The following is a 16,015-nucleotide window of genomic DNA, read 5'->3' as shown; positions in this document are numbered from 1 at the left end:
AACATCATTTTACTGCAAAGCCTTTGCAGCACTGCTGCAAAGCCCAAACAGAGATGCTGCAAGGCCTCGGCAGCAATGCTGCCGAGGCCTTGCAGTTTTTTAGGTTGACAAGCAGACGAGACGCAGGAAGTAAGAGCCAGGAAACAAGGGGGCGGAGAAAAGAAATAAGAGGATGTCAGATAGAGCCATATCCATATTACATCTGCAACGGTGGCATGGCAAGATAAAGTTTGAAATTTTATACTGTTTCCACGCAATATTCAGATTTTTTCAGTAAGTTTGCAAAATAAATTAACAACCTTTTAGAACAAGAGTTATGAGATTATCAGGTAGACGCGAGAGCAACAACGTTGAAGATCGCAGAGGAATGAGCGGAGGCACAAAAGCCGGTATCGGTGGTATAGGAGGTATTATCCTGATTGCCATCATCACATTCATGTCGGGTGGCAACCTTGGCGACGTCGTTACCAACGTCGTACAGCAAGGCGGATTGAACCAGCTACAGGAACAGACCGCACCGAGAGAAGAGCAATCGTTCACACCCGAAGAGCAGGAACTGGCCAAATTCTCGCGCCAGATTCTGGCCGGCACAGAGGATGTGTGGACCGAAGTATTCCAGAAGATGGGGCGTAAGTACACACCGCCAACGCTCGTATTATTCACTTCGCAAGTACAGAGTGCCTGTGGCAACGCATCGGCATCGGTAGGCCCGTTCTATTGCTCGGCCGACCAGAAACTCTATATCGACCTTTCGTTCTTCTCACAGATGAAGAATCAGCTGGGAGCAGACGGCGACTTCGCCTACGCCTACGTCATCGCCCACGAGGTAGGACACCATGTGGAACATCTGTTAGGCACACTCGGAGAAGCTCACCAGGCCATGAACTCGATGAGCAAGGCCGAGGCCAACAAGGTAAGCGTACGACTGGAATTGCTGGCCGACTACTACGCCGGCGTATGGGCACATTACGACAACGCGGAATATAACAGTTTGGAAGACGGCGACCTGGAAGAGGCTATCAACTGTGCACAGGTGATTGGCGACAACTATCTGCAAGAAAAAGCACGCGGATACAGCCAACCGGAGAGCTTCACCCACGGTACAAGCAAGCAACGTATGAAGTGGCTGAAACTCGGTATCGAGACCGGCGATATGAATACGACTACATTCGACCGCTCGGAAGCCGAACTGTAATCAGCGCATCCCGGTTGCGCCGGCAAACTTTATTTGAAACAATAAGGAGTTAAAAACCTTGAGTCATGCAACGATAAACAAACGGCTCAAACCTTTTAACTCCTTTTCTTTTTTATTCGTAATCGTCTATGACGCTGTTTACAAAGTCCATCATCGGCTTTGCAACCTTCAATATCTTCACGGCCTCGGCTATCCAGTCTTCTTTTTCAAACATGGAAGCAGGCACATATTGCCAGCACACATAGTCTTTCATGCGCAGATAAGAGGCCAAATCCGAGTCGCGTGGAAAGCCTTTTGGGGCTGTCTTCAGGTGACTCAGGCCGAATCCCTTACCCGACTTCACATTCATATCGCCCTCATTGGCATATCCGAAGTTCTTGACAAAAGCTCCGTTCTCCACACACTTGCGCCATGCTTCGGCATTGCCCAGTATCTCATTGCGACAAGAAGTGAGTATATTGGTAGGCAACCAGTAAGCTCCACTGGCCAGCATGCAGCCATCCGGAGCTATATGGAGATAGTAACCGGCGTGCAGGCTCTTCTTTCCCTTGGCACTAATATAAGCTCCGAGATGATCTTTGTAAGGACTCTTGTCTTCGCTGAAACGCGTATCACGATAGAATCGATAGGTGCAATCCTTGGCCGTCAGATGGCCTATAGTGGGGTCGAACTTGGCTATTGCCAAGATTAATTGGTCTACACTTCGTTCAAAATCGGCCCTGCAAGCCTCGTATTCTGCTCTATGTTCCTGAAACCATACGCGATTGTTGTTGGCCACAACGGCCTTCAGAAACTTATTGATTCTCTTGATATCCATACTTATTTTATTCTAGTTTACTTCCATCCAACCATTTGGGACAAAACGATTCGAAAGGACACACTTCGCACTTAGGGCGTGCACTCTGACACACATAGCGTCCATGCAGCAGCAACCAGTGATGGGCATTGGGTATATCTTCGTCGGGTATGCTCTTCATGAGGGCCTGCTCCACCTTCAAAGGAGTGTTGGCCGTCTTGGGAACGAGTCCCAATCTGTGGCTCACCCGATAGACATGGGTGTCTACAGCCATCGTTGCGCGCCCAAACCAAACGGCTTGTAACACATTGGCCGTCTTGCGTCCTACCCCCGGAAGTTTCACCATATCGGCCATATCGCTAGGCACTTCGCCACCAAAATCGTTTACTATCATGCGCGCCATCTCCACCAAATGCCGGCTTTTGGCATTGGGATAAGACACGCTACGCACATATTCGAACACCTCTTCGGGCTCGGCCTTGGCCATAGCGCGTGCATCGGGATAGTGGCGGAAGAGTTCCGGAGTCACCTCATTGATGCGCTTGTCGGTACATTGCGCACTGAGGAGCGTGGCAACAAGCAGCTGAAAAGCACTGCCAAACTGCAATTCTGTACCCACAACAGGCATCTCTCGACGAAAATAATCGAGAATATATTCGTATCGTTCCTTTCTTGTCATAATACAAAAGTACAAAAACAAATGACAACAAGAAACGATATAGACAAAAAAATACCCTCTCGTCACGAGAAGGTATTTCTATATCAAACATAATCAGAGGAAGTAAAAAGAATCTAAACAAGCAGTATTTTCCTATGCTGCCGGTCGCCTACCGGCCAACGACTATCTTCTTCCTCCACTTTTTCTTATTTCTTGGTAGTCTCAGCCTTTACTGTAGACTTATAAGCCTTGTTCAATCCGGCAATCACCTCGTTGGTAATGTCGTAAGCCTTGTCTGCATAGAGCAGATTATCGCCGGCCTTGCTCAGGATAATGCTGTACTTCTTATCCTGGTTATAAGCCTTCAGATAGTTCTGGATGCTGTCGCGCAGAGCCTTGTTATACTTATCGGTCTCTACCTGGAACTCGCTGCTCAGACGCTGATTGAGAGCCTGTAGGTCGTTGTTCTGCTTCTGCAGACCAGCCTGTATAGCCTCAGCCTGCTCACGAGTGTAGGCATTCTGCTGTACTTTCTGCTGGAAATTGGCTGCCGCAGCTTGCAGTTGCTGATTCTTGGAAGCCAATGTATTCTGGATGTTCTGCCCCTTCTTCTGGAGGATAAGAGAGAACTCCTTACAGAACTTATATTGTGTCATGATGCTGTCTACCTCTACATAGGCAATCTTCAATTCTGCCGGAGCAACTTGAGAAACCTCAGCCTTGTTATCCACCTTGGGAGCTGACTGATTACATGATGTCATGGCAAGAGTTGCTGTAGCAGCAAAAGCCATATTGAGAAAAATGCTTTTCTTTTTCATTTGTATTTTATTTAATTATTATTCTTAATATGCCTTGTTCGCAGCTCTGGCCTCTTTATCTTGGTCTACGACACAATGGATACCCTGCTTACGCAATGCTTCGCTGTCATGGATGTGCTGAGAAGCGAACTCTCCATTCTTCTTGAATATCAACTTTACGCTTAACAAAGCTATCGAGATAGCAATTATTAACACGCTCATGAGTAATGTTTGTACCATTTTTATTACTTTTGCAGAATAAGATGTACCTATTTAGTACGTCGCAAAGGTAATATAAAACCATAAAAGGACAAAATAAAATAACATAATTAAATGAATAAAAACGAATTAAAGCCTGCACACGTTTTCGAACAGTTTGCAAAAATAAATCAGATTCCACGTCCCTCGAAACACGAGGAGAAAATGATAGAGTATCTAAAGGAGTTCGGCAAGAGCCACGGACTGGTTACCAAAGTCGACGCAATCGGCAACGTATTGATATGTAAACCGGCTACCAAGGGCTACGAAGACCGCGACACCATCGTGCTCCAGAGCCACATGGATATGGTATGCGACAAGTTGGTGGATGTAGACTTCAACTTCCTGACCGACCCGATACAGACATATATCGACGGGGATTGGCTCACAGCCAAAGGCACAACGCTTGGAGCTGACGACGGCATCGGCGTAGCTATGCAGCTGGCAGTACTCGAAGATGACCAAATAGAACACGGACCGTTGGAGTGTCTTTTCACCCGCGACGAAGAAACCGGTCTTACCGGTGCTCATGGACTGGAAGCCGGATTCATGACCGGTACTCAGTTGATTAACCTGGATTCGGAAGAAGAAGGATTGATTTTCGTCAGCTGTGCAGGTGGACAAACCACTCATGCCACATTCAAGTTTGACCGTGAGGATGCCCCCCAAGGCTACTTCTTCATGGAAGCATCGCTGAAAGGACTGACAGGCGGACACTCCGGCGACGACATCAACAAAAAAAGAGCCAACGCCATCAAGATTCTGACTCGCTTCCTATACCTCACCAACGAGAAATACGGACTGCGGTTGGGTTCTTTCAACTCTGGAAAGATGCACAATGCCATTCCTCGTGACGGCAAGATAGTATTCGCCGTGAAGAGCGATATGAAAGAGAATGTGAAAGCAGACTGGAACATATTCGTGACAGAAGTAGAAGAAGAATTCCACGTAACCGACCAGGCTATGGAGTTTGCCATGTCAAGTACAGATGCTGTAAAAGTATTACCCCAAGACCTTTCAGACAAGTTTATCCTGGCTATGCAGGCCGTTGACAACGGCATCTTCACCATGTGTCAGGACGAAGCTATTTCGTGGTTGGTCGAGACATCAAGCAATGTAGCAAGCGTACAGACCTCGGACAATGAGATAAAGGTCGTAGCAAGCCAGCGTAGCAACGTCATGAGCAACCTGGACAACATGACCAACACCGTCAAGGCAGCATTCCAGTTGGCCGGTGCAGAGCTTAGCGTCACCGACAAATATCCTGCCTGGAAGATGAATCCGGACAGCAAGCTGACCAAAACTGCTATAGAGAGCTACAAGAGACTATTCGGAAAAGAGCCTAGAGTATTGGGTATCCATGCTGGGTTGGAATGCGGACTCTTCTCTGAGAAGTATCCCAATATGGATATGGTGAGTTTCGGGCCGACGCTTCGCGATGTTCATACACCGGACGAGCGTCTCTATATCCCAACCGTACAGATGGTGTGGGATCATTTGATAGATATCCTAAAACATGCAACTAAGAAATAAAATAACATCATACATGGCCATTGCCCTCACGGCAATGGCCATATTCTCATGTGGCACGAAGCACCGAGCAAAGGGTCTGGTAGAAGATTATCTGGCCAGTAACCTTGTTAATCAAGACATTGCAGACCTATCCGTCTCCGACGTAGATTCATCCTTCTACATCACCCCGACTGTCATCAAGCGCATGGAGACTCATCTGGCAGCGAACAAAAGATTCAAGAAAGATATCAAATTCAAGACCTCGCCCAACAGGAAAGTGCTTTTCGTACGGGCAAAATATGTCAATGGACAGGATACCTTGAAACAAACGTTCTATTTTGACGACCACCTGACGACGGTCATCGCATGCAAAGACAATTAAACAATAATCCCTCGATAAAGCAAAATGCTCATCGAGGGATTATTGTTTTTACGAAACCAACATGCGACGCATATATTGCCGCACCTCTTTCCGCGCTATTCCAAGCCTGTTCTCAACACTCTTGTAATTCATATTGAGCGTTTGAGAAATTTCAGAGACCTGCAATCCCTCATACAGACTCATCCTATAGATATGCTGATGCTTATCGCTAAGGCGGGCAATCCCCCGCTCCAGTATCTCACCTATCTCATTGATGGAGTATACAGAAGCCGGACTGCTCTGACAACCCTGCCACGCCAGATAGTGTTCGTATTCCTCTACGTAGCGCAGATGACGCCAATAATCGTATATCAGATTACGTGCAACGGTATAGACAAGACTAGGAAGTGTGATAGCAGTAATCATTTTGCCTATCGACAAGATTCTCAAAAAGACATTCTGGACGATGTCTTCCGAAGTTTCTTGGCTTAATGAATGTCTGCATACAAAAGCTAGTAGTTCGTCGTAGTGCTGAATATAATAATCAGCTATCAGATTGTTTGTTTCTTTTAGATTCTCCATGATGAATGCTTAGCATAGGAGTTGATTAGTTATTGCAAAGATAGTATTTTTTCCAGATGGCTCACACAGAAAACCATTAATTCTGTTTAAAAGAATCGAATTGACACATTTTTCCAACGCTGGATAATATATAGGTAATTTACATACAACAAACCACAAACTAATTTGGCACAGTCTTTGCATAAGATGGGTAGAAAACACTAAACTATATAATAATATGCAAAAAGGAAATATCGGGGTTACAACTGAGAATATCTTCCCTGTCATCAAAAAGTTTCTCTATTCTGATCATGAAATATTCCTTCGCGAAATGGTCAGCAATGCCGTTGACGCTACGCAGAAAATCAAAACTTTGGCCGAGAGAGGCGACTTCAAAGGCGAGTTAGGCAATCTCTCCGTACAGGTAAAACTTGATACCGAGAATGGAACTTTGACCATCAGCGACCGCGGTATCGGCATGACCGAAGAGGAAATCGAGAAATATATCAACCAGATAGCATTCTCCGGAGTCAACGACTTCCTCGACAAATATAAGGATAATGCCAATGCCATCATCGGACATTTTGGACTTGGCTTCTATTCCAGCTTCATGGTAAGCAAGCAAGTAGAGATTGTTACCAAGAGTTATAAGGAAGGTTCGAAGGCTGTCAAATGGAGTTGCGATGGCAGCCCAGCCTATCAAATAGAAGAGACAGAAAAAGAAGACAGAGGTTCTGACATCATCCTGCACATCGACGACGACTGCAAGGAATTCCTGGAGAAGAACAAGATACAGGAACTTCTGAATAAATACTGCCGCTTCATGCCTGTTCCTGTAGCCTTCGGAAAGAAGACTGAATGGAAAGACGGCAAGATGGTAGACACCGAAGAAGACAATGTCATCAACAACATCGAACCACTTTGGACCAAAACTCCATCTACCTTAAAGGACGAGGACTACAAGAATTTCTACCGCGAACTATATCCCATGCAGGACGAACCATTGTTCTGGATTCACCTCAACGTGGATTATCCATTTAATCTGACGGGTATCTTGTACTTCCCTAAAATCAAGTCGAATATTGAATTGCAGCGCAACAAGATTCAATTATACTGCAACCAAGTATTCGTAACCGATCAGGTAGAGGGCATCGTACCCGAATTCCTCACGCTCCTGCACGGCGTAATAGACTCTCCGGACATTCCTTTGAATGTAAGCCGAAGCTACCTTCAGAGCGATGCAAACGTCAAGAAGATTTCTACTTACATCACCAAGAAGGTGGCCGACAGACTACAGAGCATCTTCAAGGAAGACCGCAAGGCATACGAAGAGAAGTGGGACGACCTGAAAATCTTCATCCATTACGGTATGCTGTCGCAAGAAGACTTCTACGACAAAGCCAAAGACTTTGCTCTATTCAAGGATGTAGACAACAAATACTACACCTACGAAGACTACAAGACACTCATCAAGGACAACCAAACAGACAAGGATGGCAACCTCGTATATCTATATACGAACAACCCGGAAGAGGAATATACATATATCCAAGCAGCCAAACAGAAAGACTACAATGTGTTGCTGCTCGACGGACAGTTGGATTCTCCGATGGTTTCGATGTTGGAACAGAAGTTCGAGAAGAGCCGTTTCACACGTGTAGATGCCGATGTCGTAGACCGTCTCATCGTCAAAGAGGACAGCAAGAAAGTCGAACTTGAAGAAGAGCAGCGTGACAATTTGTCACAAGTATTCAAGTCGCAGATGCCTCAAATCGGACAAACCGACTTCCAAGTAGAGGTACAGGCACTCGGTCAGGAAGCTCAACCCGTACTCATCACTCAGAGCGAATACATGCGCCGAATGAAGGAAATGAGCAAGTTCCAGGCCGGCATGAGCTTCTACTCACAGATGCCCGACAGCTATACCATCGTGCTCAACAGCGACCACGCACTCGTCAAGAGCATTCTGGAAGATTGCGAAAGCAAGACAGCCGAGACTTTGAAGCCCATCGTCAGCGAACTCAAGGGACTGCAAGCTCGCCTTGCTGCCCTCCACCAGAGCCAGTCGGCCAAGAAATCGGAAGAAGTTACACAGGCCGAGAAAGACGACGTGAAGACTACAGAAGAGAGCATCTCCGGCGAGAAGCAGAAAAAGACAGAGGTCATTGCCAACTATGCCAAGGATAATTCCATCGTACATCAGCTGATAGACCTTGCTCTTTTGCAGAACGGAATGCTCAAAGGACAGGCTTTAGACGCATTTTTAAGACGTTCGGTAGAACTTATTAAATAAAAAACAAGTGAAAATTTGGTAGTACGAAAAAAAGTCACTACCTTTGCATTCGCAAATTAAGAACGGGGCTTCGTAGCTCAACTGAATAGAGCATCTGACTACGGATCAGAAGGTTCCGGGTTTGAATCCCAGCGAAGTCACCACTTTTCTTAATAGCGACACTTATGGATTGGCTTCGTAGCTCAACTGAATAGAGCATCTGACTACGGATCAGAAGGTTCCGGGTTTGAATCCCAGCGAAGTCACAAAAAGAGACGAGCATCAGCCCGTCTCTTTTTGTTTTTATACCCTTTCTTCTCTTATGCGAATTTCAATCGCAGACTATTCAGCACTACACTCACACTGGAGAAAGCCATCAATGCACTTGCCCACATCGGAGTAATCTGGAAATTGATGCCAACAATGTGGAGTACACCGGCTGCCAACGGTATACATACAATGTTATAGACAAAGGCCCAGAAGATATTTTGCGCTATCATGCGCACCGTTTTCTTGCTCAATCTGATGGCTTCCGGTATCCGCCGCAAGTCATCACTCATCAAAGTCACTTGTGCCACGTCCATCGCCACATCCGTACCGCGTCCCATAGCCACACTCACATCGGCCAGGGCCAGAGCCTGCGTATCGTTGATACCGTCGCCTATCATGGCCACTCGCTTTCCTTCTGCCTGCAATCGGCGCACCAGATTTTCCTTATCCTGTGGCAACACCTTGCTACGATAGTGCCTGATGCCGGCTTTCTCAGCCCAATAACGGGCCGCCTCTTCCTTGTCTCCACTCATCATATAGACCTCTATGCCCATGCCTTGCAACTCTTCCATAGCCTCACGTGCATGGGGTTTCAGACTCTCTCGCTCCTCCAAAGGCAATTCATCGGCCTTCGTGAAATCCACATTTCTATTGGGAATCGTGATAGTCCCCGTCTTGTCTATCACCACTGCATTCACCGTCCGCATGCTTTCCAGCGCTGAAGCATCTTTAATCAGCACATTTTCCTGTGCAGCCTTACCGATACCCACCATCAAAGCTGTTGGCGTAGCCAGTCCCATCGCACACGGACAGGCTATCACCAGCACCGCCACCGCCGAGAGAATGGCCTGTGGAAGCATGGCATTACCACCCACCATCCACCATATTATAAAAGTAAGCAACGCGATAGCAGCCACTACCGGTACAAAGACGAGTGCCACCCTGTCTACCACTCGCTGCACGGGGGCTTTGCTCCCCTGGGCTTCCTGTACCATTCGGATGATGTGGGCCAGTGCCGTATCTTCCCCTATCTGGCGCGCCCGGAACCTCAATTTTCCCTGTTGCACTATCGTACCGGCCAGCACTTTGCTCCCCACCTGTTTGAGAGCAGGTGTCGGCTCGCCCGTTATCATCGACTCGTCTACGTATGCACCGTCTTCCTGCATGAAGCTGTTGGCCCATGTCACATCACCATCCACAGGCACTTTCTCTCCAGGATGTACCTCCAACACATCGCCGACAGCGATGGTTGAGATAGGCACTTCGTCCATTTCTGCACCTTTTACCACATGCGCCGTCTTGGGCGCAAGTCCCATCAGTGCCCGAATACTGCCGGCCGTACCATTCTTTGCCTTCTCTTCGAGCAGTCTACCGGTGAGCACAAACGTGATAATCATGACCGAAGCATCAAAATAGGTATGCCACTCTATGCCTCGCGCGCCCCATACGGTCGCTCCCCAAAAGGTGTTGAACGTACTGAAGAGAAATGCAATAGAGGTACTCAGCGCTACCAGCGTATCCATGTTGGCAGTCCCGTGGCGCATCTGTCTGGCTGCCGAGACAAAGAATCCACGACCGCAATACACAAAGTTGGCCAGTGCAAGGAGCATGGCAGCCTGATTGGCAATATCGCGATTGCTGACAGCAATCCACCCCATAGACACCGACATGACCAATATCGAGAATACCCACGACAGGATTGTCTTGCGCCGCAACAGCTGATATTCGCGCCGTTCAATCTCTACCACACTGCGGTCCGACTCAATAATCATGTCGTAGCCGATGGCATTGATTTCGCTCTTCATCTTTTCGAGCGAGATAATCTGCGGGTCGTATTCCACCAAAGCCGAACGACCGGGCAACGACACCGATGCCATGCTGATGCCTTCCAGGGCATTCAACTTTCGCTCCACATTGGCCGAACAGGCCGAGCAGGCCATACCGACCACCGGAATCGTTCGTTTCTCCATCTCGCACCCTCCTATCCTACAAACTCATAACCGGCATTCTCTACCGCCGTCTTAATGCCCTCGACCGTCACTTGGGCCTCATCGAAATCCACCGTCAGGCTCTTATTCTCCAAATCGGCCTCTACACCGGTCACTCCGGCCATTGCCTTTACTGCATTTTCCACATTGACCTTGCAATGTACACACTTCATACCATTTACTTGAAACGTCTTATTCATCATCGTCATATTAATAGTTTATAGATGCAAAGATACACCGTTTCCATCCTATCCATGTTATGTAATGATGGATATAATTTATAATATTCCGCCAACCTTTCACACCTCGATTTACTGCAAGACCTCGGCAGCAACGCTGCAAAGGCCGAACAGCAGTGCTGCAAAGCCCAGACAGCAATGCTGCCGAGCTTTTGCAGTTTTTTAAGTGTGTCGGGTAGACGAGATACAAGCAGACGAACTAGCAAGAGTTAAGAACACCATAATTAATAATAGTGCAACATTGGTTTGGCAATTCCCGCGAGTCTGCGTATCTTTGTAACAAGATGGAGACGATATTATACATCAAGAATATGGTTTGCGACCGCTGCAAGATGGCCGTATCGCAAACGCTTCAGCAACTGGCCTTGCATCCCCTGAACGTGGAACTGGGCGAAGTGCGCATAGAAGAAACCATAGACGACCGCCAGCGCGAGACATTGCGTCGACGTCTGGAAGCCCTCGGATTCGAATTGCTCGACGACAAGAAGCAACAGACCATCGAACAAATCAAGGCTGCCATCATCAAGCTCATACGCTATACAGACGGAGACAGCCACATGAACCTGAGCGACTATCTGGCCGACCGGCTGCACAGCGACTACAGTCTGTTAAGCAAACTCTTCAGCGAAGTGACAGGACTCACCATTGAGCGCTACTATATCATGCAGCGCATCGAGCGTGTGAAAGAGCTTATCAGATACGACCAACAGTCGCTTACAGAGATAGCCCACCAAATGAACTACTCCAGCGTGGCCTATCTGAGCAGTCAGTTTAAGAGCGTAACGGGCATGACGCCCACCCAATTCAAGAATTTGAAAGAGAATACCAGGAAAAACTTGGACCAAGTTTAGGCATACTGCTCTCCTATTTCGCAAAAAACTCGCGATAAGTATAAATCATCACAGGTACAGTAAGCAGGAATGAACAGACATCACTCCATGCCTGGCACATCTCCACCCCCTTTAAACCGTAAAAAGAAGGGAGCGTAAGAATCAAGGGAACAAAGAAAAGTCCCTGTCGGGCTGCTGCCAAGATGTTGGCCCGAAGCGGTTTCCGACAAGTCTGGGTAAGCATATTGCTCATCAGGATAACAGCCAACAGAGGCAATGTGAGCAACTGCCAGTTGAGCGCCACAGCACCTATGGCTATGACATCGGCATCGTTTCGGAACACAGCTATCACCTGCTCGCTGAACAAGAAACAAGAGACTGAGAATATCAGGAGAAACAATGTACCCACCTTCACCGTAAAACCATAAGCACTCCACAACCGCTTGTAGAGCTTAGCACCGTAGCAGAAACCGCAAAGCGGCTGGAATCCCTGTCCCAACCCTATGACCACCGACATGACGAGCATCGTGATTCGGCTCACGATACTCATGGCTGCAATGGCAGCATCGCCATACCGGCCAGCCACGACATTGAGTGAAATCGTGGCTACACAGCCCAATCCCTGCCTAGACAGCGAGGGCGAGCCACCGTAAAATATCTCTTTCAAGACCTGCCACGTGGGCGAAAACAATCGCAGACGGATACTGATATTCTCAGAACGATGGGTCATGTGGAGCAAAATGAAGAAACTGACGGCCTGACCTACGACCGTAGCTACAGCCGCACCGGACACTCCCATATCGAATACGAAGATAAACAGAGGGTCGAGCAACACATTGAAAACAGCTCCTGCCACAATACCATACATGGCCAGACGGGCATTTCCCTGCAATCGCATCTGATTGTTCAGTGTCAACGACGACGTGAGCAGAGGAGCACCTAGCAAGACAATACCCATATATTGCTCTGCATAAGGAAGAATGGTGGGCGTGCTGCCAAGCCATATACAGAGCGGAGTGAGCAGCCATTCGCCCACGATGAGAATCAAAAAACCCGTCAGCAAAGACAGAAAAAAACCATTGCTGGCCATTCGCTCGGCATTCTCCATATGCTTAGCCCCCAACTCTCTCGATATATAATTGCCCGAACCGTGACCGAAGAAGAACCCGACGGCCTGGATGAAAAACATAACTGAGAACACGACACCCACTGCTGCCGTACTCTGCGTATTGATTTGACCTACGAAGAAGGTATCGGCAATATTGTAAAGACTGGTCACCAGCATGCTCACAATCGTAGGGATGGCCATCGTCAGTATCACTCTGTGAATAGGGGCGGTAGTCAAGAAGGTATAATTGTCTTGTTGCTTCATATTCAATAGCAAAGTTACGGTTTATATTTGGGTTTGGAATCAAGTTCGATAAAAATTTAGTACCTTTGCAAAAGTTATCACTGTCATCGCTGTTTATGGTAATGACAATGCAGACACTATGAGCGATTTATCTCGCATATTAATTGAAATACAGTAATTTATAAATCTATCGAGACTCACCATAATATACATGTCAAAGTGTATGTGAGCCATCATTCAACATTAAACAAAATGAACAGAAAAGCTTTTTTGTCGGTTTTAGCCGCCTTACTTGTTTTGCCCTCCTTTCTACAGGCACAGCCCATCACTTCGCGCCGGGCTGCCAAAATTGCATCCAAATATATAGATAAGGTGGCCAAGAAAGCACACACACGTGCTGTGGAGTCGGCCAAATCAAGCTACTACATATTCAATGATGCCGACGGCCGTGGCTTTGTCATTGTTGCGGGCGATGGCAGAATGAATGAAGTCGTGGGATATTCGAAGACAGGTCGTATCAATATGGCAGCTATGCCACCGGCTTTGCAAGTCTATCTGGCTGACTATGAACGATATGTTAAGGCCCTCGGCACTACCAATGTACATTATGAGGCCACTGCTACGAAACAATCGGTAGGACCTTTGCTGAAAACCAAATGGAATCAGGATAGTCCTTATAACGACATGGCCCCTCTGCTGGATGGTCGCAGACCTCCAATCGGCTGTGTGGCAACAGCTGTAAGCCAAGTCATGAACTATCATCAATGGCCTAAAAGAGGTAAGGGAGAATATAGCTATACGCCATCATATCGTAGGGGGGAACTTTCTTATGGACTTCAACAGGTAAATTTCGAGAAATCAGTCTACCAGTGGGACAAGATGACACAGGACTGCAAAGAGCCCGAAGCAAGAACAGCTGTAGCCAAACTGATGTACGACGTAAGCGTAGGCGTGCGAATGGATTTTAAGCCAGAAGCCAGTGGCGCACATATAGACAACGCTGTTGATGCGCTGAAGAACTATTTTGACTATCAAGCCGACTTAATCCAACGCGAATATATGTCTTCTGCCGCTTTTATGGAAACACTCCGCAATGAACTTCGAGATGGCTTCCCCGTAGTTTTCAGTGGAAGTCCTGAGACTTCGGGTATGGGCCATGCGTGGGTATGCGACGGTTTTGATGAGCAGGGACTCTTCTCTATGAACTGGGGATGGGGCGGAGCTTCTGATGGATATTTTGACCTGAGCTACCTCAATCCCAACGAACGAGGTGCTGGTGGCAGTGGTATCGGTGGCTTCGTGAGGACACAGAGATTCATCCGTGTACACCCTAACAAGCCCGATACAAAAAAACTGGAATCACTAAGAATGGCTTTTGATTTTAAGGAAAACGGTTATATCTGTCCTGACAGGACAGAAACGACCCGTCAAGAAGGATTAGAACTGAAATTCGAAAATATCGGTAACTTCAGTTCTTCGCAAGAGTTTAAGTCAAGGATAGGTATCGGCATATTCAAACGACTGGACGAGAAACCTATCGAGACAATTGACTTTGGAGATGAATATACCCAGACAGCCCTTCCACTTGGAACTTGCTTTTACAAAGTAAATAAGAAAATAACCTTTGAGAATCTTCAGGATGGTGTCTATTATCTCCATCCTATGACGATGACTATAGACAAGGAAACAGAATGGCATAAGACAGGACGGGCTTGCTATATCAAGATTCAGGTTGCAGGTGATAAGGTTTCGGTGATAGAACGTACAGACATACCGGCATTGAAGCTTGTCAACACTCCTACGGGAGCTATGGAAGTGCCGAGTGGTACACTTGCAGAATATAGCATACGCATAGCCAACATGTCTACGCTTCACTTTAAAGGAGACTTGCAAATAGTGCTAAAGGGCCAAGGAAAGGAATATACTTACCAGCCTGTTAACTCTACTTACCGTTTTATGGACAATACAGAGCAAACAAGAAAAATCAGTATTGATTTCCCTTCTGAAATGGAAACAGGAGAGTATGAACTGCACTTTATGTTTGATTACCAGGAGCTTACGACCAATAATGGAAAACATGAACTTACACAGCTGGAGACACCTCTTAAAGTAAAAGTATGGAATACCTCGAAAGATGCCTATCTGAACTACATGGGAACTTATATTACAAATGGTTACGTACAAATGCTTGAGGATAAACTCTCTGTAGAGCAGCATCTCGACATGCAAATATTTGCCAAGGCTATCAATATGGGCAAAAAAGAATTTAAGGGCGAATTGCATTATATGCTGGAGGATGTTGACAGCAAACAACGCTTGAACTTGGAGAACAAACCTTATGTACTTGCTCCTGGGGCGAGCGCCCCTACCCCACTACCGATATTCTCAATGAAAGACCATCTTAGCAAAATGGCAGCAGGACACAGCTATCGCGTTGTTACGGAAGTCTATAATGAGGGAAAGAAAGAGTATGAGTGGGTGCACAGGCAACAAGTTTTGATGCGTGACTTCACCACAGATATACACAGTCACAATGGCAGTGAGGGATATAAGGCGACTTATCAGCGCGACAACCAAACGCTCACCATCGATACAGACAAACTGTTGCCCTCACTGGCTGTATATTCAGCTAATGGCACTTTGGTGTTTAGTCGCCAACACTTGCAGGCAGGTCATCATGAAATAAGCCTGTCGCACTTGGGTTCTGGCATTTACATTATAGCGACACAATATAATAACGAACGCAAAGTCATGCGCATTATGAAATAGCATTACGCAACCGTGGCACAATCTATGTGCCCGATATCTCTATGAACCTTTATGACCTGAATAAAAAATGGGCGCCAATAATGGCGCCCTCAGTTCAGGTTTGAGAAACCTGCGGAATCTCCTGAATTCCTCCTTTACCTAAGCTAGGACCTATTGCA

At 46.9% G+C, this 16,015-nt stretch carries 14 protein-coding genes and 2 tRNA genes; 8 read left to right on the top strand and 8 right to left on the bottom strand.

Features of this window, described 5'->3' with window-relative positions; all coding sequences use genetic code 11:
* Positions 1–316 precede the first annotated feature (316 nt).
* Positions 317–1,195 (top strand): KPN_02809 family neutral zinc metallopeptidase, encoded by an 879-nt coding sequence (gene ypfJ, locus ACZ42L_RS01405; RefSeq protein WP_464700068.1) that lies wholly within the window; start codon positions 317–319, stop codon positions 1,193–1,195.
* Positions 1,196–1,307: 112 nt separating this feature from the next.
* Here ypfJ and ACZ42L_RS01400 read toward each other — a convergent pair whose 3' ends face one another.
* From ACZ42L_RS01400 to ACZ42L_RS01385, 4 genes are all read right to left on the bottom strand, one after another.
* Positions 1,308–2,012 (bottom strand): DUF2461 domain-containing protein, encoded by a 705-nt coding sequence (locus tag ACZ42L_RS01400; RefSeq protein WP_464716410.1) that lies wholly within the window; start codon positions 2,010–2,012, stop codon positions 1,308–1,310.
* A gap of 7 nt (positions 2,013–2,019) precedes the next feature.
* Positions 2,020–2,670 (bottom strand): endonuclease III, encoded by a 651-nt coding sequence (nth, locus tag ACZ42L_RS01395; RefSeq protein WP_464700064.1) that lies wholly within the window; start codon positions 2,668–2,670, stop codon positions 2,020–2,022.
* A gap of 185 nt (positions 2,671–2,855) precedes the next feature.
* Positions 2,856–3,467: an OmpH/Skp family outer membrane protein gene (locus ACZ42L_RS01390; RefSeq protein WP_464700062.1), complete on the bottom strand. Its 612-nt coding sequence runs from the start codon at positions 3,465–3,467 to the stop codon at positions 2,856–2,858.
* A gap of 24 nt (positions 3,468–3,491) precedes the next feature.
* Complete coding sequence (locus ACZ42L_RS01385) at positions 3,492–3,686, bottom strand: hypothetical protein (RefSeq protein ID WP_464700060.1); 195 nt, start codon at positions 3,684–3,686, stop codon at positions 3,492–3,494.
* A 93-nt stretch (positions 3,687–3,779) separates the two neighbouring features.
* On the opposite strand from ACZ42L_RS01385, the gene ACZ42L_RS01380 reads away from it, so the two are divergent.
* Both ACZ42L_RS01380 and ACZ42L_RS01375 read left to right on the top strand, forming a co-directional pair.
* Positions 3,780–5,237 (top strand): aminoacyl-histidine dipeptidase, encoded by a 1,458-nt coding sequence (locus tag ACZ42L_RS01380; protein ID WP_464706434.1) that lies wholly within the window; start codon positions 3,780–3,782, stop codon positions 5,235–5,237.
* Positions 5,221–5,598 carry a hypothetical protein gene (locus tag ACZ42L_RS01375; RefSeq protein WP_464703246.1) on the top strand — a complete coding sequence of 126 codons (378 nt, stop codon included), beginning with the start codon at positions 5,221–5,223 and terminating at the stop codon, positions 5,596–5,598. Before ACZ42L_RS01380 ends, ACZ42L_RS01375 begins: the two co-directional genes overlap by 17 nt.
* 48 nt (positions 5,599–5,646) lie before the next feature.
* On the opposite strand, the gene ACZ42L_RS01370 is transcribed toward ACZ42L_RS01375, so the two are convergent.
* Positions 5,647–6,159 (bottom strand): RNA polymerase sigma factor, encoded by a 513-nt coding sequence (locus tag ACZ42L_RS01370; protein WP_464703245.1) that lies wholly within the window; start codon positions 6,157–6,159, stop codon positions 5,647–5,649.
* A 217-nt stretch (positions 6,160–6,376) separates the two neighbouring features.
* Here ACZ42L_RS01370 and htpG point away from each other — a divergent pair, with 217 nt between their 5' ends.
* The 3 genes from htpG (at position 6,377) to ACZ42L_RS01355 (ending at position 8,676) form a co-directional block, all read left to right on the top strand.
* Positions 6,377–8,431 (top strand): molecular chaperone HtpG, encoded by a 2,055-nt coding sequence (gene htpG, locus ACZ42L_RS01365; protein ID WP_464716409.1) that lies wholly within the window; start codon positions 6,377–6,379, stop codon positions 8,429–8,431.
* A 66-nt stretch (positions 8,432–8,497) separates the two neighbouring features.
* Positions 8,498–8,574 (top strand) — tRNA-Arg (locus tag ACZ42L_RS01360).
* A gap of 28 nt (positions 8,575–8,602) precedes the next feature.
* Positions 8,603–8,676, top strand: a tRNA-Arg gene (locus ACZ42L_RS01355).
* A gap of 54 nt (positions 8,677–8,730) precedes the next feature.
* Here ACZ42L_RS01355 and ACZ42L_RS01350 read toward each other — a convergent pair.
* The gene (locus ACZ42L_RS01350) at positions 8,731–10,650 is read right to left on the bottom strand and encodes a heavy metal translocating P-type ATPase (protein ID WP_464716408.1); all 1,920 of its coding nucleotides are present in this window, start codon (positions 10,648–10,650) and stop codon (positions 8,731–8,733) included.
* A gap of 11 nt (positions 10,651–10,661) precedes the next feature.
* Positions 10,662–10,871, bottom strand: coding sequence for a heavy-metal-associated domain-containing protein (locus ACZ42L_RS01345; RefSeq protein WP_464703909.1), 210 nt, complete (start codon positions 10,869–10,871; stop codon positions 10,662–10,664).
* Positions 10,872–11,191: 320 nt separating this feature from the next.
* On the opposite strand from ACZ42L_RS01345, the gene ACZ42L_RS01340 reads away from it, so the two are divergent.
* On the top strand, positions 11,192–11,758 hold the full coding sequence (locus tag ACZ42L_RS01340; protein ID WP_464703242.1) for a helix-turn-helix domain-containing protein: 567 nt from the start codon (positions 11,192–11,194) through the stop codon (positions 11,756–11,758).
* A gap of 13 nt (positions 11,759–11,771) precedes the next feature.
* On the opposite strand, the gene ACZ42L_RS01335 is transcribed toward ACZ42L_RS01340, so the two are convergent.
* The gene (locus tag ACZ42L_RS01335) at positions 11,772–13,109 is read right to left on the bottom strand and encodes an MATE family efflux transporter (RefSeq protein WP_464716407.1); all 1,338 of its coding nucleotides are present in this window, start codon (positions 13,107–13,109) and stop codon (positions 11,772–11,774) included.
* 231 nt (positions 13,110–13,340) lie between these two features.
* Here ACZ42L_RS01335 and ACZ42L_RS01330 point away from each other — a divergent pair, with 231 nt between their 5' ends.
* The gene (locus ACZ42L_RS01330; RefSeq protein WP_464716406.1) at positions 13,341–15,857 is read left to right on the top strand and encodes a thiol protease/hemagglutinin PrtT; all 2,517 of its coding nucleotides are present in this window, start codon (positions 13,341–13,343) and stop codon (positions 15,855–15,857) included.
* The last annotated feature ends 158 nt before the right edge of the window (positions 15,858–16,015 follow it).

This window comes from Prevotella mikamonis, from assembly GCF_055381405.1.
This window is presented reverse-complemented; position numbering and strand designations above follow the sequence as displayed.